Origin of the sequence: Afipia sp. P52-10 (genome assembly GCF_000516555.1) — a bacterium.
In the GTDB taxonomy this organism is placed as follows: Bacteria; Pseudomonadota; Alphaproteobacteria; order Rhizobiales; family Xanthobacteraceae; genus P52-10.
In genome coordinates, this window is sequence record NZ_AZSJ01000003.1 from 531,267 (window position 1) to 557,944 (window position 26,678).

Sequence of the window (26,678 nt, forward strand, 5' to 3'; positions counted from 1 at the left end):
CGAAAGCTCTGGCCTCTTGTTTGACGCGTTTTCTTCATGCGAACCGGTATCAATCCCGGATCAAGTCCGAGACAGACTTTCCCTCGAAAACGCTTTGTCCGCGTTTGATGACGGCCATGCCGTCGTCTTATCTTACCGGGTCTTGTCTCACCGGAGTCTTATATCCTCTTCCCGTCGACGCATGCTCTCGACGCATCCGGCAGCACGAGCGGCGTGCCCGAATGCCGGCCCACTAAGAAAGCGCGAGCGGCGTCGCGCCGTTCACTGCATTTTGCCGAGGAAGACGCCGCCGCCGGTGTAATTGTAGCCGGAGATCGTCAACCCGCCGCCCATCTCCCCGACCGGGCTGGTGCGTCCCTGGAAGAAACTGCCGTAGAGCTCCATCGTCCGGGAGGTATTGTTGACACCCGAGAGAGAACCCACGAAATAGCGCGGATCGGCAATGCTCAAATTCACCTGACCGGCATAGTTGGTTGAATCCAACCCATTGACCGTGACGTTACCGACGCGCGTTGCGAAGTTGACGGTGTTCTGGAATTGACCAGCCGCCACATACGACTGGCCGTTGTTGGCGATGTTGGCGATCGCATGACCGGTGTAGGTCGCGCTGCCGGTCGTCGGCACATCGGATGCCGATCCTGGCAGCCGGCCTGCAACCCAGAACATCTCGGCGTTGTCCCGGATCGGCGTGCCGTTCGATGTGCGGGTGGTCTCGGCCGTCCACAGACCCCATTTAGTGTAATCGCACTGGCAGAACTGCGTTCCCACCGCTTGCGACGCCGCTTGCGCCAGCGCGGTGCCTGGCCTGACTTCGACAAAGCCGCCATTAAACTGATTCACGACCTGACCATTGACCACCGCGACCTGCTGGCCATCCGGCGTGGTCGTCGGCAATAGCACGTTCGCCTGCAATCCCGTCAGCGGGTTGACCTGCACCGTGCCGGTCTTCGGGCCGAATTGATAGGCGCCTCCCGTAAACTCGTCCGGCTGCGGATAATTGTAGGAGGTGTAGCTGCCGTTCGCGATCGGCGCAGCCGCATACACCGCCACCGTGTTGCCTTGCGCATCGGTCTCGACGACGCCGGCACCGAAGGCCGCGCGCAAGGCACCGATCGGACCGCTCTGATTGAAGGAACGCACGAGGCCGCCACCCCACCCCTGCAGGTATTGTGGCTCGACTGGAGAACCGCCGTTATTACCGCCGTTATTGTTGTTTGGAATCTCCTGCGCGATCTGCTCCGCCCGCGTCTGATTGGCCGTCGTCTGAATCGTCTGGTTGAAGCTCGAAGCCGCGTTCTGATTGCCGGCATTGGGATTTGTCGGCACGGCGTTCTGCACGTTCGTCGCGATGTTGCCCGCCGGTGTTCCCGACGCATTGGTCCGCGCCTGATTGATCTGGCCCGCTGTCGCACGCGCGCCGCCGCCCTGCCCGGGCTGGCTTTGGAGCGCTGTCAGCAACGCCTGGATGAAGCCGGGCGGCGGCGACGTCGGGTTGGTCGGCGGCGTCCCTCCACCCAAAGTCTGGGTGAACTCGCCCGCACCGAGCGTCACCGTCTGCGCGCCGGAGGTCACCGTTCCCTCGCCGTAGCCGATGTAAACACTGTTGGGGTTGAAGATGCCGACGCCACCCCGGACACCGACCACCGCATTCGGCGTGGTGATCTGTGCGTTGCCGCCATGGCTGATCTGACCGCCGACGAAACGCATCACGCCCTTCGACAGCGTAGCGGCAAGCTTACCGGTATTCGCCTGCGGATCGTAGACATATTCATCGATCGCCAGGTCGCTGTTGGGACCGATCGTCATCGACGTCTTGTCCAGGAACAGCAGTTGCACCGATCCCGATGCCGTCGTCTGGATTCGCTCGCGATGGGCGATCGACTGGCCGATGACGATGGTCCGCGCCGCGCCCGAGCCCCGCGCCTGCGCGGCCGGATTCACCGCAGCGGCGGTGCCGACCTGCTGCGCGAACACGACCGGGACTGGCAGCGATAGAACAGCGACTGCAGCGCAGACGCCCAGTCCGATCACGCGCTTCAACGGATGCAAGGCGATCATCACAATTCCCCTCAGAACCGTGCGGTCGGCCCAACGGCCACGGTGAAGTTCCTGGTGTCGAAGTTCGGCAGATTGGAATCGATCCACGTATGCGTCACGACCGTCCGGATTCCATAATTTTGGTAGAGCTGGACATCGAGGATGCCGCCGACCCGCGTCTCGCGGTCGCGACGGACCACGAGCGGATCGATAATCATGTTGGCCTCGTCATAGCGGGTCTCGCTATAGCCCGCCGTCGGCGTCAGGACGATCTGGCGCCTGGCATTGTCGAACAGTGACGGCACACTGAACTCGATCGGCACGCCGACATCGGCCGAATAACGCTGATAGCTGTTGAAATCGAACCCCGAGCGCGCATTGTTGCGGTCATAGCCGAACCGCGATGTCAGGCGGATACCGCCGAAGCGAAGCTCGCTGTTGACCGCTGCGGTCAACAGATTTCCGGTCTGCTCGCTGGCCGTCGGAAAGTCGTCCGAATTGAAGAAGCGCCGGGAGCGATGCTCGACATAGGCCTCCGCCAGCCCGAAGCTGCCGAGTGTCGTACGATACGAAAAGCCCACGCCCGATGATTCAATGTATTTCCGGTGCGCGAGGCCGGCGAGCGTGCCGATGCCGTAGAACTTGAACGACTGAGTCTGATCGATCGCGACGCGCGGACCCGCCGTCACCTCGACCAGGTTGAGATCGAATTGCGTGAAGCGATGCTGCTGCGAGGCATAACCGATCAAACCGATTTCGAACTGGTCGCCGCGCTTGTTGATCTTGTGATTGTACTGCAAGGCCGCGAGCTGGAACCAATTCCAATCCGGCGCCTTGGCGAACTGGCTGTTGAGGATCGCGTCCTGGCCGATCGCCCGCACGATCAGGTTGTTCGGACCGACATTGGCGTTGCTCTGCCAACGCGCACCTGCATGGACGAACGCGGCGAATTCGTAAGGCGCTTGCCGGCGCGCGATCTCGGCGAGATACGCATTGACCTGGGCGCGGACATCGTCGGGCACGTCATTGCCCTTGACCGCATCCTGGAAGTAGCCGCGCGCGAGGTCCCACGACCCGAGCTTGAAATACAACACGCCAAGTTCGAGTTTGACCCGCGGCAGGTTTGGATTGAAGAACAGCATACGTTCGAGCGCGCCGATGGCGGCTTCGTAGTCGCCGCGCGCCGCCGCCTGCTCGGCGAACCTGAAGCTGACATCCAGGTTCGACGGGTTCTGGAACATCTGCTTGAACAGGGTCTCGTAGCTGTCGCTGACGACGGACGCGGGCGTCGGCTGCGCGACAGCGATGCGTCCCCCAACCGGCACGCCTGCGGCCGCACAGACAATCACCGCGATAAACGCTGCAAACCGCTTCACGCCGAAATGCCCCTCTATCAATTCAACCAGAAAACTGAGCCAGAAATCCGCACGGGAACTCAGGCAGAACCTGCGGACCCAAGTGCCTCGGAATGCGATCTTCAATCGCGGAAAATGATAGGTCGGCAGCACTAAAAGAAAAGGAATATTAAGAGTTTGCGCGGCTTTCCGCAGCGATTCGTTACAGAATCGCCACACACATGGCAGCCGCTTTGTTCATTTTTGAGACACTTGGCGCGCGATCGCGCGCAGAGCATCGGCGATGATGAGCTAGCCGTACGCCGAAGAGCAACGCAATCGCAGCCGCACCGGCTTGAAGTGTTGAACGTGTGCCGTGTCGGCTGCGCTAGCCCGCATGGGATACCGGCACGCCGTCAGCGTGACCGTGGTGACAAAAGGAGGTGGCGCTAGCCATGAGCCGGCCGGCGCCACATACGTCCATTGATCCGACCTCAAGTATTCCATGATCGACGGCAGCGGAAGCGGCAGGTCCTCATTCCGCAATTTATTTGCTGTCCTTCAGCAACTGCCGGATCTTGTCGAACATCTGCAACGGGTCCGGCGCCTCCTCCACTGCGGGCGGCGAAGGCGCAGGCATCGCCGCCGGCGGCAATCCGAGGGATGATTGGAGGCTGTCGAGTTCGCGTTTGGTGTTTTCGATCTTGGCCTCGATCTGCCGCTGCCGGTCTTCGATATAAGCCTGCACGGCTTCCTTCGGCATCGGCCGCGAACTGACCGCCACAGTGCCACCACCAATCGTCTCGTCGACGACGAAACGGCCATCCTCCAACTCACGCGCAGTCCACTTGAAGCGAAATGCATCCGACGTCACCGGACCAGCCTGCGAATAGCCGTCCTGTACATCGTCGGTCGCAAGCGACTCTGCGATCGCCATGATCGCGGCGATCCTGCGGTCGTCGCTTTCCTTGTCGTCAATCCCCATCCACAAACCCGTTCAACTCACTAAACCATGATTCGATGTGCCGGTTCTCCCAACCAATCGTGCACGGATGAAGGCACCGCAAATCCTGACGTGCCTCATACTCATCAAATTACAGGAGAGCGGGTCAGTACGCCATCTTGAGCTCTTCGATCCGGACTTCGCTGCGAATGCGCTCAATATCTTCGACACGCGACAGCGACGTGCCCGCACGCAGCACGGCTGCGGTTCCCGCGGCCATCGCACACCGCAGCGCATCGCCCAGATCCGGCGTCCGCGAAAGACGCCAGACCAGCGCCCCGAGGAAACTGTCGCCCGCACCGACTACACTCACCGGCTCCACATGCAGCGGCCGAGCGCGCAACGCCCGATCCGCCGAGATCAACAAAGCACCGTCATCGCCGAGACTGATGGCGATAATCGCAACCGCCTTTCGGGCGATCAGCGCCCGGCCAGCATCGATGAGAACCGAATCCTGGCTGCTGCTGACGCCGACGAGATCCTGAAACTCCTTCAGGTTCGGCTTCACCAGATAGATGCCTTCGTCGATCGCCGCCTTCAGCGGGCCCTCGGACGTATCGAGCGCAACTTTTGCGCCGCAGGCCTTGATGGTGCGAATGGCCCGGCCGAACTTCTCACTCGAGATGCCCTCGGGCAAACTGCCGCTGATGACGATCAACGATGGCTGAGGCTGCACCGACGCGGCCTCATTGACGCACGCGTTCCATTCACTCTCCGAGAGCGGCGCTCCCGGCAACACGAAACGATACTGCTGGTCAGTCGTATCTTCGACCAGTGTGAAGACCTGACGGGTTTCGGACACCGCATCGACCGTGATGCAATCGACGCCCTCGTCGCGCAGCAGCCGCCTGAGCAGTTGTCCGGTCGAGCCCCCCACCGGGAAAACGGCAGAGACATCGCCGCCGAGCCGATGGATCACGCGGGCGACATTGATGCCGCCACCGCCCGGGTCATAATGAGGGGGTGCGCAGCGCAGCTTGCTGAACGGCGCAATCTTCGCAACCGAGGTCGAGATATCGACGGACGGGTTGAATGTGAGCGTAACAATTTCGGACAAGGTGAAGCCCGCGCCTTCAACGTCGTGATGCGGCTACAGCCGATCGCTGACAACGCGTGGAACCAAGCATGGTTCCACGCAACTCGTGTCGCTCGTCCAACTCATCCAAGCGCCTTCGCCATCGTGCGATCGTGAACTGCGACACCCGCCCGCACCATCTCGGCGAGCGCCATAGCCTCGCTGCTAGGCGGCGGCGCGAACACGAGCCCCATCCGCGACTCGGGCAGGTCAGGCAGACCATCGGCCGGCCCGAATACCTTCATGCCTTCACGCACCGCTCCGAGTGGCAGAACGGTCATAGCGAGCCTGGTCGAGATCATCGGCTCGATCGCGGAAAAATTATTCGAGACGAGCGTGATGCGGAAATCGCGTCCCGCCTCCCGCAATGCCGCCTCAGTCACCTGTCGCCACTGGCATGTGACCGCACCGAGCGCGAGCGGCAGCGGCTCGCCGCGCGGAATCACAAATCGCGGATGCGCGACCCAGACAAGCGGTTCCTCGCGCACCACCTCGACGTGATGAATGGCGGCACAATCGGTCACGAGCGCGATGTCGAGCTCATGATTGCGCACGCGCTCCGCGAGCGCCAACGACCCTTCGCAGATCACCGATACCTCAACCAGTGGATGCTTGCGCGCGAAACCTTCCATGATCGCCGGCAGAAACGGTTCGGCGTAGTCGTCAGGAATGCCGAGCCGCACATGCCCCGCCAGTCCCTTTTGTCCCACCTGCATCAAGGCGGACGCCTCGATGCGCAGCATCTCGCGCGCAAAATCCACCAGCCGTTCGCCATCGTCGGATAGCCGCACACCGCGACCGTGCTTGACGAACAATGGGCGGCCGAGTTGCTCCTCGAGCCTTCGGATATGCATCGAGACTGCAGACTGGGTCTTGTTCACCCGTTCCGCAGCGCGGGTGAACGACCCGGTATCGACGATGGCCATAAAGGACCGGAGTTGATCGGTGTCGAGCATAACCCATCTCCAAACCTGATCAGTTACATTAAAAACATTCGTTAGATCGATCAATAATGCAGCGCAATATTGATCGCATGGATGGATACGTTCCCGGCTGGGAATCTTCGGCCGAAACAACCCGGAACCAAGACAATGCCTTATAGAAACATAGGCTTAAGCGTTCACCCCGTTGCTGGTCGAACCGCGTTTCTAACTCTCGCCGCGCGCTTCGTCCGTCCGTTGCTCTGGCCGATCCGCGTCTATCGCGCCAGGCAAGCGCTCCACCAGCTCGCGGCCATGGATACCCGCGAACTACGAGACATAGGTCTGACCCCGTACGATGTACAATCGGCACAAGCCCTGCCGATGGATGCGGATCCAACCAAACTGCTTGCCCTTCGCGCCCGCGAGCGAGCGCGGGGCGCAATCGAAAGCCGTTATTACTGAATACGGACTGCATTACTGAATACGGACTGCTGATACGCCCATTCGTACGTTGCGGACCATTCCGCCAGCGCTAAGCTTCAAGGGCGTCGCCATGAATGTATGGCGGCGCCCTTGTATAGGCATCCGATGGCCGACGACAGCACACCGCCAGAAACCAAGCTGACCCGCACCAAAGAGCGTTGGGCGCGCGAGGGACGTTTCCTGACCGGCCGTACGGCACGGCCGGAGTCCGAACGGCTCCCTCCCGGTCAGCACCTCACCCAGGACTGGCCTGTTTTGGATCTCGGCGTCACGCCCGACATCCCCCTGCAGCGCTGGCGGCTGGACATCTACGGCGCCATCGACAATCCGGTGTTCTGGGACTGGGCCGAGTTCATGCGCCAGCCGCAAAGCACGGTCATCTCCGATATCCATTGCGTTACAACCTGGTCGCGTTACGACAACGAATGGACCGGCCTCACCACGCGCGACCTGGTGGCGATCACGCAGCCGCAAGCCGACGCCGGCTTTGTCGTGCTGCACAGCTACGACGGCTACACCACCAACCTGACGCTGGAGGACTTCGCCGCCGAGGACGCGCTGCTCGTACATACGTGGGCACGCAAGCCGCTCGAAGCCGAGCATGGCGGACCGGTGCGCCTCGTCGTTCCGCATCTCTACTTCTGGAAGAGTGCGAAGTGGCTGCAGGGTATCGAATTCCTCACCAAGGATGCGCCGGGCTATTGGGAAGTGCGCGGCTATCACAATCGCGGTGACCCGTGGGCCGAGCAGCGATACTCGGAGTAGGTTCCTCCGCACGGCACGATGCGTGCTTACAGCGCGCAGCATTGGAATGATGCATACGCAAATCGCATGCGTGCGCTTGACAGACGCACGCGCAGCGGCGAGCAAGTTAGCCAGCAATAACTGACAGCTCCGGCGAAAGATCAAAAGAGAGCACATGCGCTCGCCACCGCATGGACCGGACTCAGGAGAGCATCATGAACTACGTTGAAGCCAACGGCGTCGGATTGCGCTACGAACTCTCCGGCACAGGCGAGCGGACGCTCGTGCTCGTGCACGAAATGGGCGGCACGCTGGAGAGCTGGGACGAGGTCGTTCCCCACTTCACCCCGTCGCGGCGGGTGCTGCGCTACGACACCCGCGGCGCGGGCATGTCGCAGAAAATCCGCGGCGAGCTGCACATCGACACCATGGCGGATGACATCGCCTCCCTGCTCGGTACGCTTGGCATCAAGGGCAAGGTGGCGCTCGCCGGCGTCGCCGTTGGCGGCGCCATCGCCTTGCACTTCGCCGCCCGTTATCCGCAGCGCACGAGCGCCATCGTGGTCGGCAGTCCTGCCACCGGCGTTACTGCCGATCGCCGGCCCGGCCTGCTGGAGCGCGCAGCCAAGATGGAAGTCGAAGGCTTGAGCAAACTGGTCGACGACTCGATGCTCACCGGCTACGCGCCGGAGCTGCGCACCGACGCGGCCCGCTTCGCGACATTCCGCGCACGTTGGCTCGGCAGCGATCCATCCAGCTACGCAGCAATCTATCGCATGCTCGTCAACAACGAGATGGACCAGGAACTCCGCACGCTGGCCTGTCCCGTGCTGGTGATCGGCGGTACGCTCGATCGCGTCCGGCCACCGGCCGCGGCAGAGGCCGTCGCCAAGCTGATCCCCGGTTCGCGTTTCGTCGAGCTGCCGACCGGCCACTACATGGCCGCGGCAACCCCCGAACTGATCGCCGACACCATCGGCAACTTCTTGAAGTCAGTCGACGCTTGATCGACATCCACTGGTCCTACGACCCAAGCCTGAGATCGCAGCCATGAACCAGCCTCCCGCCCAGCAAATTCCCGGCGTCTATCATCGCAAGATCGGCGACATCGTCGTGACCGTCATCAGCGACGGTTATCTCGATGGCAACCTCGAGGTGATGCGCAATGTCGATCTCGACAAGGCACACAAAGTGCTCGCCGACGCCTTCCGTCCCGCGCGCCGTACCAGCGTCAACACCTTCCTGATCCACTCCAAGGGCCGCCGCGCGCTGGTCGATACCGGATCCGGCAACTACCTGCAGCAGAGCGCCGGCAAGGTGCAGCAGAACCTCGCCGCGGCCGGAATCGATCCAGCCTCGATCGATACGGTGCTGCTGACGCATATGCATCCGGATCACTCGGCTGGCCTCACCGATATGTCGAATGGCAAGCTGTTCTTCCCCAATGCCGAATTGGTGATGCACGAAAAGGAGCTGCCGCACTGGTTCGACGACAGCGCGATGTCGAAGGCCGACGAGCGCTCGCAGAAAATGTACTTCCTGGCCGGACGCGAGCAGGTCGAGCCGTACAAGAAGCAGACCCGACTGTTCAAGGACGGCGAGGTGTTTCCCGGCGTGACCGCCGTGCCGAGCCCGGGCCATACGCCGGGCCATACCGCCTACCTGATTGCGTCAGGCGACGATCAGTTGATGATTTGGGGCGACACCGTGCACGTTCCCGAAGTGCAGACCGCATTCCCCGACGCTGGCATGGCGTTCGATACCGACCTCGCCGCCGCCGCAGCCTCGCGCAAGCGCATGTTCGACCGCGTAGCGTCGGACCGCATTCTGATCGCCGGCATGCATCTGCACTTCCCGGCGTTCTCGCGACTGGCCCGCGACGGCGACGCGTACCGGATTTATCCCGAGGCCTGGGTGCAGACGTTCTGAGCACCCGTCCGACACTGCTACGGCAAGCAAGCGCTGCTGCGACAAACAAGAGCTGCTGCGACAAACAAGAAAAGGCGACGCGAACTTCGCGCCGCCTTTTCTTTTGATCTCCTTAGAGATCGCGCGATTTAGCGGACGCCGTGCCCGGCCTTGACGCCTGCGCGCATCTTCGGCGTGGTCACCTGATCGGACGTGATAACGTCCCAGATCACCGTCTCGCTGCCCTTCTCATAGGCTTCCATCAGCGCCTTGAACTGCTTGACGTCGGTGACGGTCGCACCACCAAGGCCGAAGCCGTTCGAGATCGCCTTGAAGTCCGGGCGGCCGAAGATCGCACCGCTGTCGTCGATGCCGTCGGCCCGCAACTTGTGGATCTCGGCACCATAGGCGCCGTCGTTGGCGCAGACGATCAGAAGCTTGATGCCGTGACGCTTCACCGCCTCCAGTTCCTGAATGTGCATCAGCAAGCTGCCGTCACCCTCGAACAGAACCACCTTGCCGTTTTTGCGCGCCGCCGCGACGCCGATCGCGTACGAGATCGAGTTGCCGATCGCGCCGAAATCGCGCATCGCGTGATAGCGGGTCGGATCACCGCCGCGCATCGTGGTATGAAAGTACGAGTGGTGACCGGAACCAGACACCACGTCGTAATCCTTCGGAATCACATTCTCGAGTTCCTTGAACACCTCACGCGGATCGAGCTCGCCGGGCTTCACCGTGAAAGGCGTATCGTCTGCCGGCTCTTCCTTGATGCGCTTGGCGAGTTCAGGCGAACGGATGTTCGCAGCAGTCTTGCCGATCGCCTTGATGCGCTTGGTGAGATCGGCCGCCGTCAGCTTTGCATCGGCCTTCATGTAGATGTCGGCAGCCTGGTTGCCATCGCGCAGACCCATGGGGGCGAGATCGACCTGCACCACCTCGGCCTGCGGGAACAGGTTGTCGCCGTCCACGGTATAGTAGGTCAGGCTCGCACCGATCGCGATCACGAGATCGGCTTCAGCGAACAGCTCGCGCGCGATGGCACGAGAGAAACCGCCGGCGATGCCGATCGAGAACGGGTTATGATCGTACATGCCGCGACCAAGCAGCGTGGTGGAAAGCAGCGCACCGCTCGCTTCGGCGAGCTCTTCCACCTCTTTGCGGCCATCGGCCCAGACGACGCCCCGGCCTGCAATAATGATCGGCAGCTTCGCTTTGGCGAGCTTCTCGGCGACCATCGCCGCCTGATCCGGATTCGGCGGGATCGGCGCCACGACCGGCGTGATCTGGGTTGCAGGCTTGTACTCGCCGATGTTCGGCAGCGGCTGAAGCTGCAGATCATAAGGAATGCCGATCACGACCGGCTTGCGTTCGTGGCGGGCGACATGGAACGCCTCGCGCACATACTGATACATGCGCACCGGGGAATGCGCGGAAATGTAATGCGCGCCGCAGGCCGCGGCGAGCGGCTGCTGCTCGATCCACTGGCCATACCACTTGGCACCGATCGGCACCTCGCCCGCGAACACGACCATCGGCACGCGGCTGCGCGCAGCCGACGTCAAGGCCGTCATGATTTGGGTGAAGCCCGGACCGCATGTCACCGACGCAACGCCGACCTTGCCGGTGGCGCTGTAATAACCCATCGCCATGGCGCAAGCGCAGTGCTCGTGACGAGCATGATAGGTGTTCATGCCTTCGATGTCTTTCATCGCCGTCACCCAGTGCATGTTGCCGTCGCCCATCAGCGCGAAGTGATGATCGACGCCTTCAGCAGCGAAAGCGTTGGCGAGCGCGACATAGGTGGGCACATTGCTCATGAAAAATATCCTCAGGCGTGTTCTTGCTTGTTGTTTGTTCCGGGTGGCGGACCGCCCGAACAAGACTGGTGCTGCGGTCCAGGCACATTCGCAGAAACGGCTGTGTCCCAAGGACTTGCTGCATCAGAACAGTGCCGAATGCACAGCCGGTCGCGCGATATTTGAACCTGTCGCCATGATAACATTCGGCACAGTCGGCGCAACTCTCGCACCTGTTGCTGCCTATTTTTATCGCTTACTGCGCAGCACGGCGCGAGTACGGCGCGCGCTTCCTGCCTACAGCGTTCTGCCTGTCGGAGCGCCGATCAATTCGGCGGCAATCCGAGCTGCGCCCGAAACCGGTTCTTCAGATGGACCGCATCGCGTGGTGGCAGCGAACGCGGTAAATTCTCAGCCCGGACTTTGATGACATAAAGCTGAGGTCCCCTTGCCTGCGCGCTGAGCGACGACCGGGCAGCCTTGACCTGCTCCAGTTCATGTAGTGTCTCGGCCTTTGCAAAACCGCAGGAAGCGGCGATGGCGGCGAGATCCAGACCGCGACCGGTGTGGCTCACCTGCATGCCCGTTTCCCCGAAATGGCCGTTATCGATCACCGCGATCGTCAGGTTCTTCGGCGCAGCGACGGCGATGGTCGCGAGCCCGCCCAAGCCCATCAGCTGTTCACCATCGCCAGTGATGACCAGGACCGGCCGTGCCGGCTGCGCCTGCGCGAGCCCAAGCCCAACCAGCGCGGCACTTCCCATCGCGCCCCACAGATAGAAGTTCGCCTCGTGATCGCCGGCCGCATTGGCATCATAGCTCGACGAGCCGAGGCCACTGATGACGAGCAGGTCGTCACGACTCACGAGCAGCGCCGCAACCGCCGCGCGGCGGTCCAGCGAGTTATCCGAAACCGCCGTCACCATTTCTTGCGTCCAATCAAACGTTGCGACAATAGCACGGCCATCTGCTGATCGGCCTCATAAGCCTCCACGGCAGATGCTGCGACGACGTCGGTGGCCTCGTCCGCGCTCGTCACCCGCACGGTTCGCACGCCGACCGCATTGAGCGAAGCTTCCGTAGCCCGACTCATCGGCACCTGCCAGGGGTTGAACTCGCCCCACTCGCCGCGCATGGTCACCAGCATCAGCAACGGCGCGCGCATCATCACCGGAAGCGACAACATGTTGATGCAATTGCCAACGCCGCTCGATTGCATGAGTAGCACACTGCGTTCGCCACCGAGCCAAGCGCCCGCAGCAATCGCGACGCCCTCCTCTTCGGTGGTCAGCACGTTGCACGTCACGGCCGGATCGGCATGGAACATCTGGATCAATGCCGAATGTCCCGCATCGGGCACATAAGACATCTGCCGGACACCGCTGTCCTTCAAGACCTTATAGAGCTCCGCCGGCCAGCGAGACGTGGTCACGTCATGCATCAGCGTCTCCTCTTCCCCCTCATCCGGTCTTACATCGTAAGCCCAGCGTGGCGCATAACGATGCGCAATGCCATTGCAATTGTCGAGGGGCAGGCTTGAGGCAATCGGCCGCGAGGCCGACTGCGCGATCAACGTTTCGATGGAGAACGGCGCGTGGGCTTGGTTATCGATTTGCCAGCGACCTTGCGCTTCGCCCGAGACTGCGAAGCCGATCCCGCAGGCTCGGCACCGAGCTTGTCGGCGACCGCCTCCAGGCGGCGCACGACCTGTTCCAACGGATGTTCTGCGGCCTCCGGCTGCACCGCCATACCGCGATAGACCATATCGGTGATGCTGTTGGCGGCACTGTCGACGAAGAAGTTGCCCTCGCCGCGCAGATAGCTCCAGGTGTGGTGCTCGACGCCGCCGAACACGAGGTCCCGCACCATCCGCGTTGGAATGTCAGAACGGAATTCGCCGCTCTTCATCGCCGCATCGATGATCTCGATCATCCGGCGGGTATAGGCGCGGTTCAACAGAAACACGGTGGTCGAGCGATAGTCGGGATCGGCACGCAATTCGGTGAACATGAAGCGGCACAATGCCGGCTCCTTGTGGATCACCGACAAATGCTTCCAGATCAGGAAGCGCAACCTGTTCCAGGTGCCGCTGATCTGGCTGAGCTGCTCGTCGTAATCGGAGATCATCTCATCGTACCAGGCTTCCACCACCTTGATGAGAAGATCCCGCTTGTTCGAGAAGTAACGATAGATCGTCCCTTCGACAACGCCCGCACGCTCGGCGATCTCCGCCGTCGAGGTCTCCTGATAACCCTTCTCGGAAAAGACCTGCCGTGCAGCCGCCATCAGGTCAGCCACGCGCCGCTCCCGCGATAGCCTGAAAACCTGTCGCCGTTCAGCCGTTTCGCTCATACCCCGTTCCTAGACCAACCAGGCGGCACCCAGCAAGCGTCCTTGCGAGATGGCAGGTTCGGCATCTGCGGCCGGCAGGCACGACAAAATCGAGGTGAATGATGATCGCCGCGAGCGTGCCATCCGAAACCTCGATCTGTTTGGAAACCACGCCGCTTCGCTAACGCGATCCCTCTCAGATCCGGATCATGATACGTCAGCTAGCGACCCTTGAACGTCGGCTTGCGTTTCTCGAGAAACGCGCGGCAGCCTTCGTGCGCGTCCTCGCTGTCGAAGACGAGACTGACCATGCTCGCCTCGTAGGCGAGGCCTGCTGCCAGCGTCATCTCGGTGCCATTGGCGATCGCGCGCTTCATCAGCTTCAGCACCAACGGCGATTTCTCGGCGATACGCCCCGCCAGCGCCAGCGTCTCCTGCATGAGATCCGCCCGAGGCACGACCCGGTTGGCAAGGCCGAGTTGCACTGCCTCCTGTGCGCTAAGATGGTCGCCGGTAAACATCAGCTCCTTCGCCACGCAAAGCGCCATCTGACGCGGTGCCCGTTGGGTACCGCCGCCGCCGGGAAACAGACCGAGCGCGATCTCCGTCAAACCGATGCGCGCGGTATCCGCCAGAAGGCGGATATCCGTTGCCAGCAGCAGTTCCATACCACCACCGAGCGCATAACCGTTCACTGCCGCAATCGTCGGCTTGTCGCACAGCTCGATGCGGCGGAAAACACGATGCACTAGATCGGAGAACTCCACGTAATGCGCAAGGCCGCGACGGGTGTTCAGCCCCTCGATGTCACCGCCCGCCATGAAGGCTTTGTCGCCGGTGCCCGTAAAGACGATGACGCGCACGCGCTCATCGACCTCGCATGCAGCGAGAGCTGCTTCGATCGCTTGCAGCGTCGGCACGTCGATCGCGTTGAGGCGTTTCGGCCGGTTGAACGTGACGATGCCAACGTGATCCCTGACCTCGGTGAGAACTGGCGCGTCACTCATGGCGATCGTCCGCTTGGGATTCGTGCGCTTGGTTCCCACGTCATCGGCGCGATCAAAGCCATTTCTCAACCTCGTGACGCTGGATCTTTCCGGTCGTGCTGCGCGGGAGATCCTCGAAGGCGACGAAGTGAACATGCTTCGGCCGCTTGTAGCTCGCAAGCTCACGCCGGCACATGGCCTCGATATCGGCTTCGCTCAAGGCCGCATCCAACCGCGCGACAAACGCCACCGGCACTTCGCCCCACCGCGCATCGCGCTTGCGCACCACCACCGCGTCCGCCACGCGCGGATCGGCGAGCAGCACCCGCTCGATCTCCGCCGGATAGACATTTTCGCCGCCGGATTTGATCATGTACTTGGCGCGATCGACGAAATCGAACGAATTGTCAGGATTGCGGCGGAACAGATCACCCATCCGGAACCATCCGCCGGCGAAATCGCGCGCATTGGTCTCCGGCGCATTCCAGTAGCCTGAGAACACCGTCGGCCCGCGGATTGCGACTTCGCCGGGCTCTCCGTCCGCCACCTCATTGTTGTCGGGATCAACCAGCTTGACGTCGCAGAGCGCGCTTTGGCGTTTCGATAGCGAATGGGGGACAATGCCTGGCGGAATCAATGTGCCGGAAGCCGGGGGAAGGCCGGTTTCGGTCGAGCCAAAGCTGTTGAGGAACGGCGCGCCGATCAGACCGGACAGCGCCGCGATCAGCTTGGTCGGCAGTAGGTCCGCCATCGCCCCGACCACGCGCACGCCCTTCACCTTCATCGGCCTTTGCTGCAGCAGATTCACCACTGGTTCGATCGAGCCCGGCATCAACAGCAGCCAGCCGATGCGATGCCGGGCGACGGCATCGACGATCGCCTCGGCATCGAAGCCATCGATGATGATGACGGCGGCGCCCGACATGATCGCGCCTAGCGCCTGGTCGGTCGAGCCCATGTGAAACATCGGTGCCCAGGCCACGAAGCCGTCGCGGTCGGTGGCGCCCATATCCATGCGCAACACTGCATTGCGGGCGATCTCGGCACGGTGGCTGATCAGAGCGCCCTTCGGCAGGCCGGTGGTGCCCGACGTATAGAGGATGACGAGCCCATCCTCAGGGTCGACGGCCGTCTCGATCGTATCCGGCGCCAGCGCATTGATCGTCGTATCGTACGCGACGCCAAACGCCACCACGCTGGCCCGGCCAAGATCGAGTGACGCCAAGGCCGGCGCGTAACGCTCGGAGACGACAACGAGCTTCGGTGTGACCAGGTTGATGCAATGCTGCAGCTCGGCGGACGCCAAACGCCAGTTCTGGCAGGCGACGATGGCGCCGATGCGCGCTGCGGCAAGTTGCACCTCGAGATATTCGGCACGGTTCTCCGAAAGCAGGGCAATACGATCGCCGTGTTGCACACCGTACTGACGCAACAGTGTCGCGGTCCGGCAGACCCGTGCGTGAAGCTGCCGGTAGCTCAGCTGCTTCGCACCCTCCTCGATCGCCAGCGCGTCCGGTTCACGTCGCGCACGCGAGCGGAACAATTCATAGACCGACACGTGCCCCGCGCGGCGGACATCAGCCGATGCGGCGTGTTGCCCACCATGTGCGGCGTTCTCGTTCGCCATCCCTAGCCTCCCCTGGCTTCTCCATCCTGCCTTCCCATGCCTCCGCATATCTTTGTGGTCGTTTGGCGCGGGTCGTCTCATTCAATAAGTCAGCTGGTATCGCGGGACCTCATCGTCATCCGCTCCAACCGGCCGGCGACGTCGACAAGGCGTGTCGCATAGGCTTCCCCAGATAGCGGTGCCGTCACCTTCGGCGTCGCAAGCCCGCGATAGACCAAATCGGTGATCGCATCCGCCGCATCGTCCGGTGAGAAATCGCCCTCTCCGCGCAAGTAGGCCCAGGTGTGATGCTCGACGCAGCCATAGACCATGTCGCGCACCAGCCGCACGGGAATGTCGTCGGCAAACTCGCCGCTCGCCTGCGCTTCGCTCACGATGTCGACGACGCGGCGGGTGTAGGCGCGATTCATCTGAAATACCGCCGTATCGCGATAGCCCTCGCTCATGCGCAGCACCTGGAACACCAGCCGACACATCGCCGGCTCCTGATGGACCGTGACCAGATGCCGCCAGATCATGAAGCGCAGCCTGTTCCAGGTCCCACGAATGTCCTGCAGTCCTTGATCGTAGTCGGTGAGCATGTCCGCATACCAACGCTCAGCCACCTGTGCGAGCAGCGCGCGCTTGTTCTCGAAATAGCGATAGATCGTCCCCTCGACGACCTTGGCCCGTTCGGCGATCTCGGAAATCAGCGCGTCGTCGTAGCCCTTGTCTTCGAACACCGTCCGTGCCGCCCTCATGATGTCGGCTACGCGCCGCTCGCGCGGCAGGCGATAAACCGGACGAGACAGCGGCTTGCTCATGTGACGATCCTGACTCGAAGCCTTGACAAGCGAGATGAACAGAACTCATTAATTTGCCTTGTGTCAACGATACCAAACTACGGAGGGGTCGCTGAAGTGATGCATGCGCCCCTTGGAATCCCAAATTATCGCCTCACGGGCGACCGCGAAGCCTCCTAAGTTCTATGCGGCCAATAATGAATACCATTCACCAATTGCACGACCAGCGGGATAGACGCCATGACCGACCATCGGCTGAACGATACTGCGGCTCTTTTCAGCCTAAACGACGAGCATCGCGAGGTGCTGGATGCCGCCGACAAATTTGCCCGTAGCGAACTCGCGCCGTTGGCAATGCGGATGGACGCGGAGGAATGGTGGCCCACAGAAGCCTTCCCCAAAATCGGCGCGGCAGGCTTCTTCGGCGTACCCGTTTCCACCGCATATGGCGGCGCAGGCAGCGACCTGTTCACCAGCGGCCTCATCTTGCAGGCCTTCTCACGCTGGAATCATGCGCTGGCGCTAAGTTGGGTGGCGCATGAGAACCTTTGCCTCAACAACATCTTCCGCAATGCCAGCGATACGCTGCGGAAAAAGTACCTGCCTGGGCTCTGCAACGGCACGGCGGTCGGCGCGCTCGGGTTGACAGAACCCGAAGCCGGATCCGACGCACTCGGCTCGATGCGCACCACCGCACGACGCGATGGCGATCATTACGTCCTGAATGGCAGCAAGATCTACATCACCAACGGAGCCGTCGCCGACGTCCTGCTGGTTTACGCAAAGACCGCACCGGAGAAGGGCGCGCACGGCATCTCCGCCTTTATCGTCGAGAAGGGCTTCCCCGGCTTCAAGGTCGCGCAGAAGCTGGAGAAAATGGGTTTTCGCGGCAGCCAGACCGCCGAACTCCTGTTCGATAACTGCCGCGTGCCGGCCGAGAACCTGGTCGGCGAGGAAAACCGCGGCGTCGCGGTCGTCATGAGCGGCCTCAATCTCGAGCGCGCGATGATTTCGCCGATCTGTCTCGGCATCAGCGAGCGCGCCCTGCAGCTCAGCATCGACTACGCCAAAACGCGCAAGCAGTTCGGCAAGCCGATCGCTGAATTCCAGATGATCCAGTCGAAGCTTGCCGACATGTATGTCTGGATCGAGACGATGCGAACCTTCAACTATCGCGTCCTTGCCGAGGCCAACAGCCTCGAGATCGGCGGCGGCGGCCGCGGCGAGATTCACGCTCTAACCGCGGCCTCGGTCATGTACGCAGCCGACACCATGAACCGCGTGCTGTCGGAAGCCGTGCAGATCCATGGCGGCTCCGGCTACATCTGGGAATCTGAGATCAACCGGCTCTACCGTGCGATCAAGCTGCTCGAGATCGGCGCCGGAACAACTGAGGTGCGCAAGATCATCATCAGCCAGGAACTGCTGCGTTGAGCCCCGCGCGCCGGCCGAAGCCGCGCGCACCCTCCTCAACGAAAGTACGCGGGCTTTGGAATAGTCCAGAGCTCGCCCCACAAGCGACCGCCGCCATCCACCGTCAGCGTTTCTCCGGTGACATACTTGCCTGACGGCGCCGCGAGATAGACGCAGGCTTCGGCGATGTCGAAAGCATCGCCGAGCCGCTTCAGCGGGTTGGAATATTTGTAGCTCGCACGCGCCTCTTCCGAATACACCGCCATGCCCTCGGTCTCGATCGCACCAGGCGCGACGCAGTTGACGCGGATATTGAGCGGCGCCCATTCCACAGCCACCGTCCGCGTGAGGCCGGCCACGCCGGCACGCGCCGCGCAGGTGTGAGCGACGCCTGGCATACCGCGATCCACCACAGCGATGATGTTGACGATCACGCCGGGCCTTCCGGCATCGCGCCAACCTTGCGCGGCGCTCTGCATCATCGACCATGTGCCGGAAAGATTGGTGTCGATCACGGCACTCCAGCCTTTCGCCGAGAAATCAATAGCAGCCTGCGGGAACTGACCGCCTGCGTTGTTGATCAAAACATCCAGCGAGCCGATACGCTCGGCCACGGTCTTGAACAACGCAGCAACATCCTCCGCACTGCGAATATTGCAGGGGACCGTCTCGACCTTGAGACCTGCCGCGTGCATTCCCTGCGCCGCCGCCTCAAGTTTCTCCGCCTTGCGCCCGCAGATCACCACATGGGCGCCGAGCCGAGCGAACAGCCAGGCCGTCGCCTTACCAAGCCCGCTACCGCCGCCGGAGATCAGCACCTTGCGGCCGGCGAACAGATCGGACCGATAGACAGTCGGCCATGACGCAAGCTGCGCGTCGGTCAATCCGAACGTGTTCACTTCTGACATCGCGACGCCCTCCCCAATCGCGCAGGCGATCCTGCTGCGCTCTCACCCTGTCCCACGGTTTCATTTTTTGCGTTGACATCGCAAGAGCGATATCTGTTAATGAGGACAATTCACTAAAGCTCAGCCATCACCCTTGGTCAAGGTGAGACGGGACTGAGCGAGACAATAACGGCGCGTCACGCTGGTCGAAATGGAGGAAACAAGCTTCAACTTTTGCCGACATTGCTGCGCCCGCTGTTCAGTCCGTCCGGGTCATCGCGGATACCGGACCGGCGCCGACATTGCGCGCAAGCGACGCCTGCCCTTCATTGATGAGTTGAATTTATTTAGTTGCCGCAACGGGATGGCCCCAGCGGCCGAACGAACGAGCTGAGAGTCATGTCCGAGCAAGTCCTGATCGAGCGACACGGCGCCGTGCAGTGGATCACGATCAACCGCCCCGACCGGCGCAACGCCATCAACGAGGCGGTGATCGAGGGCATCGCTGACGGCATCCGCCAAGCAGGCGCCGACGGTGCGATCCGCGCCATCGTTCTCACCGGCGCCGGCGACCGCGCCTTCTGCGCCGGTGGCGATCTCAGCCCGACCGCAGACGGCGCGCCGTTCACTGTCGATCCTTCGCAGCCGCGCAACTATGTCGTCAACCTGTTCAAGCTGATGGAGGAATGCGACCTTCCCATCATCGCCCGCGTCAATGGTCACGCGCTGGCGGGTGGCCTCGGCCTGCTCTGCGCCTGCGATCTCGCGGTCGCGGCCGACAACGTCACCTTCGGCACGCCGGAGACCAAGATCGGCCTGTTCCCGATGATGATCATGCCGCACCTGATGCGCGTGATCCCGGCTCGACGATTGATGGAACTGTGCATCACTGGCGAAGTGCTCAACGCGCAGGAGGCACTCACCGCCGGATTGGTCAATCATGTCGTGCCTGCGGCCGAGCTCGACGCAAAGGTCGAATGGCTGCTAGCGCGCATCGTCGATCGCTCACCGACCGGGATTCGCCTCGGCAAGATCGGCTTCCACGCCATGCGCGACATGACGATCCGCGCCGGCTGGGAGTATGCGCAGATCATGCTGCCGATGATGGCGCAGACCCAGGATGTGCGCGAAGGCATGCGCTCCTTCGCGGGGAAGCGCGCTCCGAAGTTTACCGGCAAGTGAGGCGGCGATGAGCAAAACCCTGCGCATCGGCGGCGGCGGTGGTTTCTGGGGCGACACCGAACATGGCGCGATCCAACTCGTCGAGAAAGGCAGTATCGACGTCCTGATCATGGATTATCTTGCCGAGATAACCATGTCGCTGCTCGCACGCGCCCGCGCACGACAGCCGCAAGCCGGGTTCGCGCCCGATTTCGTCTCGATGATGGAACGGCTGGCGAAGCCGCTCGCCGACAAGGCAATCCGCGTCGTGGTCAATGCCGGCGGCGTCAACCCGCTCGGCTGCCGCGATGCGATCGAGGCGGCTCTCAAGAAGGCTGGTGTCACCCTGCGCGTCGCCGTCGTGACCGGCGACGACGTGATGCCGCTCGCGGATGAGCTGCGCGCGGAAGATTCGAAAGAGATGTTCTCCGGCAGCCCGCTGCCGAAAGATCTCTGGAGCATGAACGCCTATCTCGGCGCGCGTCCGATTGCGGCCGCACTGGCAGCCGGTGCCGATATCGTCATCACTGGCCGCTGCACCGACAGTGCGCTCGCGCTCGGCCCGCTGATGCACGCGTTCGGCTGGGGCGACGACGACTACGACCATCTCGCGATGGGCAGTCTCGTCGGCCATATCCTCGAATGCGGCACGCAGGCCACCGGCGGCATTACCACGGACTGGCAGGACGTGCCAGGCTGGGAGGACATGGGCTTCCCGATCGCCGAATGCAGCGCCGACGGCACATTCGTTCTCTCCAAACCCGACCACACCGGCGGGCTGATCAACCGGCAAACCGTCGCCGAGCAGGTGGTCTACGAAATTGGCGATCCTAAGCGTTACATCCTGCCCGACGTCGTGTGCGACTTCAGCAATGTCAGGATCGATGAGATCGGCCCGAACCTCGTGCGCATTTCGGGAGCGCAAGGCACGGCGCCAACGCCGAGCTACAAGGTCAGCGCCACTTACGCCGACGGATTCAAAGCTTCCGGCACCATGATGATCGCGGGCCGCGATGCGGCCGCCAAGGCGCGCCGAACGGCTGAGGCGATCCTCGCCCGCAGCCGTCGACTGATGACAGCACGCAGCATCGGTGACTTCCGCCGCACCTCGATCGAGGTGCTCGGCGCAGAGGAGACCTATGGCGCGAACGCCCGCGCAGGCGCTTCGCGCGAGGTGATCCTGAAAGTCGCGGTGCATCACGACGATAAGGAAGCGTGCGAGATTTTCTCCCGCGAGTTCCTGCCGAGTGCAACGGCGATGGCGCAGGGCATCACCGGCTTTGCCGCCGGGCGTCCGAAGGTTGCGCCGCTGGTGCGGTTGCATTCGTTGTTGATCGACAAGAGCAGACTGACGCCGCGGGTGACGATCGGCGACCGCACATATGACGTGAAGGTCTCCACCGCATCCGCGGCTGTTCCGTCTGCTGATGCTCCTCCGCCACCACCCGCTGCTCCGCCTGCCGGTCCTCTTGCCACCGTGCCGCTGATCGCTCTGGCTTATGGCCGCAGCGGCGACAAAGGCGACAGCGCCAATATCGGCGTCCTCGCGCGGCGGCCGGAGTTCGTTGATGCGATCGATACCTCGCTGACGGCCGACGCGGTCAAGACCTACTTCGCCCATATCGTCACGGGGCCGGTCGAGCGGTTTCCGCTGCCGGGCTTGCATGGCTTCAACTTCGTGCTGCACGGCGCGCTGGATGGCGGCGGCGTCGCCTCGCTGCGCCACGACCCGCAAGGCAAGGCGTTCGCACAGATGCTGCTCGATGCACCAATCCAGGTGCCGCGTGCATGGCTTAACGCGCAAGGACCTCTGGCGAACTTCGCTGCGAGCGAAGGAGCTGCCTCGTGAGAGCTCCTCGCGACCACACAACCGAAGGCTGAGACGATGGCGTCCATCCTCACGCTTGCCAACATCCAGGTCTTCTACGATCGCGCCATCGAAGCGTTGCGCGACATCTCCATCGATATCAGCGAGGGCGCAATCGTCGCCCTGCTTGGTTCGAACGGTGCCGGCAAGTCCACCGTGCTGAAGGCGATCTCGGGCGTACTCGACCGCGAGGACGGTGAAATCCGCGGCGGTATCGTGCGGCTGGACGGCCAAGACATCAGCCGCTGGTCGGCGGATCGGATCGTTTCGCGCGGGCTGGTGCAGGTGCCGGAAGGCCGCGCGCTGTTCGCCACGTTGACCGTGGAAGAAAACCTGCTGATGGGCGGCTACACCCGCGATCGCGGCGAGGTGCGTAACGCACTGGCCCGTGTTTACGACCTGTTTCCCCGCGTGAAGGAGCGGCGCAACCAGATCTCGGGCTATCTCTCCGGTGGCGAGCAGCAGATGGTGGCGATCGGCCGCGCGCTTATGGCACAGCCGCGCATCCTGATGCTAGACGAGCCGTCGCTCGGTCTCGCGCCGCAGATCGTCGACGGCATCTTCGATACCATCGTACGCCTCAACACCGAGCAGAAGCTCACGGTGCTGCTGGTCGAACAAAATGCTCAGCTTGCGCTCTCGGTCGCCAGCTACGGCTACATCATGGAGAACGGCCGCATCGTCCTCGACGGGCCATCCGCACGGCTGCAGGCCAATCTCGACGTGCAGGAGTTCTACCTCGGGTTCGGTGACGCCGGCGAACGCAAGAGCATGCGCGACGTCAAGCACTACAAGCGCCGCAAGCGGTGGCTGTCATGACCGCACTCCTCAAGCTGGAAAACCTTTCCAAGAGCTTCGGTGGCATCAAAGCCGTCTCCGACGTCAGCTTCGCCGTCGAGCAAGGCAGCATCTGCAGCTTGATCGGCCCGAACGGCGCCGGCAAGACCACGGTCTTCAATCTCATCAGTGCCATCTTCAAACCCTCCGGCGGCCGCGTGTTGTTTGATGGCGCCGAGATCACCCGGCTGCCGACCTATGCGCTCGCCAAGCTCGGCATCGCCCGTACCTTCCAGAACCTGGCGGTGTTCAAGCACGAGACCGTGGTCAACAATCTGCTGGTCGGCATGCATACGCACCTGAAGACCGATCCGTTCTCGGCGGCCGTGTTCTTCGGTCGCGCACGTCGCGAGGAAATCGCCGCGCGGGAACGCGCCGAGGAGATCATCGAATTCCTGGAGATCGAGGACATCCGTGACCAGCCAGTCGGCACCCTCTCCTACGGCCTGCAGAAGCGCGTCGAACTCGGCCGGGCCCTGGCGATCCAGCCTCGGCTGTTGCTACTCGATGAAATGGTATCCGGCATGAATCAGGAAGAACGCGAGGACATCGCCCGCTTCATCCTCGACCTGAAGGACGAGCTCGGCCTCACCGTGCTGATGGTCGAGCACGATATGGGGATCGTCATGGATATCTCCGATCATGTCTGCGTGATGAACTACGGCGCCAAGATCGCCGATGGCACGCCGGCGGACGTCTCCGCCAATCCGGCGGTGATCGACGCCTATCTCGGCGCCAGGAGGTCGGCAGCATGACGACGCTCGACCTCTCGCCTGCAACGCTCGCCGCGCTGAGCATGCCACAGGTGCTGAAGCGTCGCGCCGACGCCCACCCCGATCAACTCGCATTGCGCGAGAAGGACCGCGGCATCTGGCGCGAAACATCGTGGCAGCAATATTTCGCCAACGCACGCCGATGCGCTATCGGCCTCTATGCGCTGGGCTTCCGCGCCGGCGATCGGCTGGCGGTGGCGAGCGAGAACACTCCGGAGTGGTTATACGCCGACATGGCCGCGCAGATGCTGGGTGGGGCTTGTCTCGGCATCTATCCGACCAATCCCTGGCCCGAGTTGCAGTACATCGTCCGCCATTCCCAGGCCAAAATCGTCATCTGCGGCGATCAGGAGCAGACCGACAAGGTGATCGATGCCCAGCGCAACGAGGGCGGCCTACCCGATCTCGTTCGTCTGGTCTGCGTCGATATGAAAGGCATGCGGCATTATCGCCAGAACAACCTGATGTCGTTCGCGGCGTTGCTGGAACTCGGCGCCAAGCACGAAGCCGATTATGGACCATTGGTCGATCAGGCTCTCACCGCCGGCAAATCCGGCGATGTGGCCGTGATCGTCTATACCTCCGGCACCACCGGCATGCCGAAAGGCGCGATGCTGACCCATCGCAACATGCTGTATCCGGCGTCGAAGGTGGTCGAGACCGCAGGTCTTTCCGCATCGACTTATTCCGTCGTCTGCTATCTGCCACTATGTCATGTCGCGGAGCGCAGCTTTTCCACGCTCATGCATCTGTTGACCGGATGCGTCGTTTCCTTCGCCGAGTCCGTGGATACCGTGGTCACGAACCTGCGCGAGATCGCCCCACTCGGCTTTCTCGGCGTGCCACGCATCTGGGAGAAGATGCAGCAGAGCGTGCAGTACCGCATCAAGGACGCTCGCCCGCTGCAGCGACGCGTGTATGAGACCTGCATGCGGCTCGGCACACCAATCGCCGAACGCCGCCTCGAAAACGGCGGGCGGCTCGCGAGCATCGGCGATCGTATAACGTTCTTTCTGCTATGGCTCGTCTGCTATCGCAGCCTGCAATGTTTTCTCGGCCTTGATCGTGTGCGCAACGGCTTTTGCGGTGGCGCGACGGTGTCACCGACGGTGCTTATGTTCTTTTGGGTACTTGGCGTCCCGGTGTATCAGATCTACGGCATGACCGAAGCCGGCGGCGTCACCCACATGCAGCAGCCAGGCTTCACGCTTTCCGGCAGCTCCGGCCTGCTGATCGAGGGTCTCGAACAGAAGCTTGCCGACGACGGCGAACTGCTGTTGCGGGGTCCATCCGTGTTCGCTGGCTACCTGTTCGACGATGCCGCCAGTGCTCGCGCGCTGCAGGACGGCTGGCTGCATACCGGCGACATCGTCAAATTCGAGAGCGATGGGGAGGTCACCGTCTACGACCGCAAGAAGGACATCATCATCACTTCCGGCGGCAAGAACATCACCCCCTCGCTGATCGAGAACGCACTGAAGGACTCTCTTTATATCCGCGAAGCGATCCTGCTCGGCGATGGCCGCAAGTTCCTCGCCGCCCTTATTCAGATCGACTACGATACAGTGGGTCAATGGGCGCAGCAGCAGCGCCTGCCCTACACCACCTATCGCAATCTCGCCGAACACACCGAAGTCTCCGACCTGATCCAAATCGAGGTCGACAAGGTGAATGCACGCTTCGCCCGCGTTGAGAACATCCGCAAGTTTGTCATCCTGTCCAAGGAGCTGGATCATGACGACGGCGAGCTGACCGCGACGATGAAGATCCGCCGCCGCGTGATCGACGAGAAGTTCGCCGTCGAAATCAAAGCCATTTACGGGAGCGCGGCCTGATGGAATTCCTCGCCCTGCTAGTTGCCTCCGGTCTCGTTTCGGGTGCCGCCTACGGCATGATCGCGATGGGGTTCGCGGTCATCTACAAGGCGACCGGCGTCGTGAACTTCGCCCAAGGCGAACTCGTGATGCTGACCGCATACATCGCGTTCACGATTGCAAGTTCGCTGAACCTGCCATTCCTTGCGCTGATGGCCGTGACGATCCCCGTCGCCATGCTGATTGGCCTCGGGCTCGAGCGCGTCTTCATCCGGCCAATGCTCGGCGAACCACCGTTCGCCATCGTCATGGTAACGATTGGGCTGGCCGTCATCCTGCGCGGCGTCACCATCATGATCTGGGGGCCGGACCCGTTCGACTTCCCGATCGGCCTGCCGCGCGACGCCATCCGCATCGGTCCGTTGCCGTTCTATCCCGCACAGCTCGCTGCGATGGCCGCGCTCGCCGTGCTGGTTGCCGCCGCCTGGGCCTTCCTGCGCTTCAGCCGCTACGGCATCGCCATGCGCGCGGTTGCTGCCAACGAGAAGGCGGCGATGCTGATGGGCATCGCCGTCAACCGCATCCACAGCCTTGCTTGGGTGCTGTCGTCGGCCATCGCCGCCGTTGCCGGCGTCCTGTTCGCGGCCAACTTCAAGCTCGGCCCCGACATGTGGTTCCAGGGGTTGAAGTCGTTCCCCGCCGTGATCCTCGGCGGCCTCGATTCGATCGTTGGCGCAGCCATCGGCGGCCTCGTGATCGGCGTCATCGAGAACCTGGCGCAAGGCTATCTCGGCCAAGGTCTGCGTGAGATCGCTGGTTTCGCCGTCATCGTCATCGTGCTGATGGTCCGTCCTTACGGTCTGTTCGGCGAACGTGAGATCGAGCGGGTGTGAG

Annotated in this window: 24 protein-coding genes; 11 read left to right on the forward strand and 13 right to left on the reverse strand. The window is 62.4% G+C overall.

The features are described 5' to 3' along the window. Nucleotides 1-261: 261 nt before the first annotated feature. The 5 genes from X566_RS03805 to X566_RS03825 all read right to left on the reverse strand — a co-directional run bounded on the left by X566_RS03805 (nucleotide 262) and on the right by X566_RS03825 (nucleotide 6,405). Nucleotides 262-2,058 (reverse strand): FecR domain-containing protein, encoded by a 1,797-nt coding sequence (locus tag X566_RS03805; protein WP_034463627.1) that lies wholly within the window; start codon nucleotides 2,056-2,058, stop codon nucleotides 262-264. Nucleotides 2,059-2,069: 11 nt separating this feature from the next. Then, a complete protein-coding gene (locus X566_RS03810; RefSeq protein ID WP_244434672.1) occupies nucleotides 2,070-3,413 on the reverse strand; it encodes a hypothetical protein in 1,344 nt (447 codons plus the stop codon). A gap of 505 nt (nucleotides 3,414-3,918) precedes the next feature. Then, a complete protein-coding gene (locus X566_RS23830) occupies nucleotides 3,919-4,356 on the reverse strand; it encodes a hypothetical protein (RefSeq protein WP_051443850.1) in 438 nt (145 codons plus the stop codon). A 124-nt stretch (nucleotides 4,357-4,480) separates the two neighbouring features. Further along, on the reverse strand, nucleotides 4,481-5,431 hold the full coding sequence (locus X566_RS03820; protein ID WP_034463630.1) for a 1-phosphofructokinase family hexose kinase: 951 nt from the start codon (nucleotides 5,429-5,431) through the stop codon (nucleotides 4,481-4,483). 101 nt (nucleotides 5,432-5,532) lie between these two features. Next, nucleotides 5,533-6,405: a LysR family transcriptional regulator gene (locus X566_RS03825; protein ID WP_034463632.1), complete on the reverse strand. Its 873-nt coding sequence runs from the start codon at nucleotides 6,403-6,405 to the stop codon at nucleotides 5,533-5,535. A 135-nt stretch (nucleotides 6,406-6,540) separates the two neighbouring features. Here X566_RS03825 and X566_RS25570 point away from each other — a divergent pair, with 135 nt between their 5' ends. The 4 genes from X566_RS25570 (at nucleotide 6,541) to X566_RS03840 (ending at nucleotide 9,528) form a co-directional block, all read left to right on the forward strand. After that, nucleotides 6,541-6,834 (forward strand): DUF1127 domain-containing protein, encoded by a 294-nt coding sequence (locus tag X566_RS25570; protein WP_409337825.1) that lies wholly within the window; start codon nucleotides 6,541-6,543, stop codon nucleotides 6,832-6,834. 126 nt (nucleotides 6,835-6,960) lie between these two features. Beyond that, a complete protein-coding gene (locus X566_RS03830) occupies nucleotides 6,961-7,620 on the forward strand; it encodes a sulfite oxidase-like oxidoreductase (RefSeq protein WP_034463634.1) in 660 nt (219 codons plus the stop codon). A gap of 194 nt (nucleotides 7,621-7,814) precedes the next feature. Continuing rightward, nucleotides 7,815-8,606, forward strand: a complete 792-nt coding sequence (locus X566_RS03835) for an alpha/beta fold hydrolase (protein WP_160170436.1) — start codon at nucleotides 7,815-7,817, stop codon at nucleotides 8,604-8,606. Nucleotides 8,607-8,649: 43 nt separating this feature from the next. Next, the gene (locus tag X566_RS03840) at nucleotides 8,650-9,528 is read left to right on the forward strand and encodes an MBL fold metallo-hydrolase (RefSeq protein ID WP_034463636.1); all 879 of its coding nucleotides are present in this window, start codon (nucleotides 8,650-8,652) and stop codon (nucleotides 9,526-9,528) included. Between the two features lie 128 nt (nucleotides 9,529-9,656). On the opposite strand, the gene X566_RS03845 is transcribed toward X566_RS03840, so the two are convergent. The 7 genes from X566_RS03845 to X566_RS03875 form a co-directional block, all read right to left on the reverse strand. After that, nucleotides 9,657-11,327 (reverse strand): thiamine pyrophosphate-binding protein, encoded by a 1,671-nt coding sequence (locus X566_RS03845; protein ID WP_034463638.1) that lies wholly within the window; start codon nucleotides 11,325-11,327, stop codon nucleotides 9,657-9,659. A gap of 305 nt (nucleotides 11,328-11,632) precedes the next feature. Then, a complete protein-coding gene (locus X566_RS03850) occupies nucleotides 11,633-12,232 on the reverse strand; it encodes a thiamine pyrophosphate-dependent enzyme (protein WP_034463640.1) in 600 nt (199 codons plus the stop codon). Continuing rightward, nucleotides 12,226-12,747 (reverse strand): thiamine pyrophosphate-binding protein, encoded by a 522-nt coding sequence (locus X566_RS03855; protein WP_034467772.1) that lies wholly within the window; start codon nucleotides 12,745-12,747, stop codon nucleotides 12,226-12,228. The genes X566_RS03850 and X566_RS03855 overlap by 7 nt, the downstream gene beginning before the upstream one ends. A gap of 128 nt (nucleotides 12,748-12,875) precedes the next feature. Beyond that, nucleotides 12,876-13,604 (reverse strand): TetR/AcrR family transcriptional regulator, encoded by a 729-nt coding sequence (locus tag X566_RS03860; protein ID WP_160170437.1) that lies wholly within the window; start codon nucleotides 13,602-13,604, stop codon nucleotides 12,876-12,878. Nucleotides 13,605-13,858: 254 nt separating this feature from the next. Next, nucleotides 13,859-14,644 (reverse strand): enoyl-CoA hydratase/isomerase family protein, encoded by a 786-nt coding sequence (locus tag X566_RS03865; RefSeq protein ID WP_034467777.1) that lies wholly within the window; start codon nucleotides 14,642-14,644, stop codon nucleotides 13,859-13,861. 52 nt (nucleotides 14,645-14,696) lie between these two features. Further along, nucleotides 14,697-16,250: a class I adenylate-forming enzyme family protein gene (locus X566_RS03870; protein WP_034463643.1), complete on the reverse strand. Its 1,554-nt coding sequence runs from the start codon at nucleotides 16,248-16,250 to the stop codon at nucleotides 14,697-14,699. Between the two features lie 89 nt (nucleotides 16,251-16,339). Next, nucleotides 16,340-17,053 (reverse strand): TetR/AcrR family transcriptional regulator, encoded by a 714-nt coding sequence (locus X566_RS03875; RefSeq protein WP_051443853.1) that lies wholly within the window; start codon nucleotides 17,051-17,053, stop codon nucleotides 16,340-16,342. Between the two features lie 219 nt (nucleotides 17,054-17,272). Between X566_RS03875 and X566_RS03880 the strand changes: the two genes are divergently transcribed. Next, complete coding sequence (locus tag X566_RS03880; protein WP_034463646.1) at nucleotides 17,273-18,466, forward strand: acyl-CoA dehydrogenase family protein; 1,194 nt, start codon at nucleotides 17,273-17,275, stop codon at nucleotides 18,464-18,466. 35 nt (nucleotides 18,467-18,501) lie between these two features. Here the strand turns inward: X566_RS03880 and X566_RS03885 are convergent, their stop codons facing one another. After that, on the reverse strand, nucleotides 18,502-19,353 hold the full coding sequence (locus X566_RS03885) for an SDR family oxidoreductase (RefSeq protein ID WP_034463649.1): 852 nt from the start codon (nucleotides 19,351-19,353) through the stop codon (nucleotides 18,502-18,504). Nucleotides 19,354-19,731: 378 nt separating this feature from the next. Between X566_RS03885 and X566_RS03890 the strand changes: the two genes are divergently transcribed. The 6 genes from X566_RS03890 to X566_RS03915 are packed head-to-tail and all read left to right on the forward strand — an operon-like array spanning nucleotide 19,732 to nucleotide 26,677. Beyond that, entirely contained in the window at nucleotides 19,732-20,514 is a 783-nt protein-coding gene (locus X566_RS03890; RefSeq protein ID WP_034463654.1) for an enoyl-CoA hydratase-related protein, read from the forward strand. Between the two features lie 7 nt (nucleotides 20,515-20,521). Next, on the forward strand, nucleotides 20,522-22,342 hold the full coding sequence (locus X566_RS03895; protein ID WP_034463657.1) for an acyclic terpene utilization AtuA family protein: 1,821 nt from the start codon (nucleotides 20,522-20,524) through the stop codon (nucleotides 22,340-22,342). Nucleotides 22,343-22,378: 36 nt separating this feature from the next. Then, complete coding sequence (locus X566_RS03900; RefSeq protein WP_034463660.1) at nucleotides 22,379-23,179, forward strand: ABC transporter ATP-binding protein; 801 nt, start codon at nucleotides 22,379-22,381, stop codon at nucleotides 23,177-23,179. Then, complete coding sequence (locus X566_RS03905) at nucleotides 23,176-23,952, forward strand: ABC transporter ATP-binding protein (protein WP_034467782.1); 777 nt, start codon at nucleotides 23,176-23,178, stop codon at nucleotides 23,950-23,952. Before X566_RS03900 ends, X566_RS03905 begins: the two co-directional genes overlap by 4 nt. Then, a complete protein-coding gene (locus tag X566_RS03910) occupies nucleotides 23,949-25,805 on the forward strand; it encodes a long-chain fatty acid--CoA ligase (protein WP_051443854.1) in 1,857 nt (618 codons plus the stop codon). Before X566_RS03905 ends, X566_RS03910 begins: the two co-directional genes overlap by 4 nt. Beyond that, nucleotides 25,805-26,677, forward strand: a complete 873-nt coding sequence (locus tag X566_RS03915; protein ID WP_034463663.1) for a branched-chain amino acid ABC transporter permease — start codon at nucleotides 25,805-25,807, stop codon at nucleotides 26,675-26,677. Before X566_RS03910 ends, X566_RS03915 begins: the two co-directional genes overlap by 1 nt. Nucleotide 26,678 lies beyond the last annotated feature (1 nt).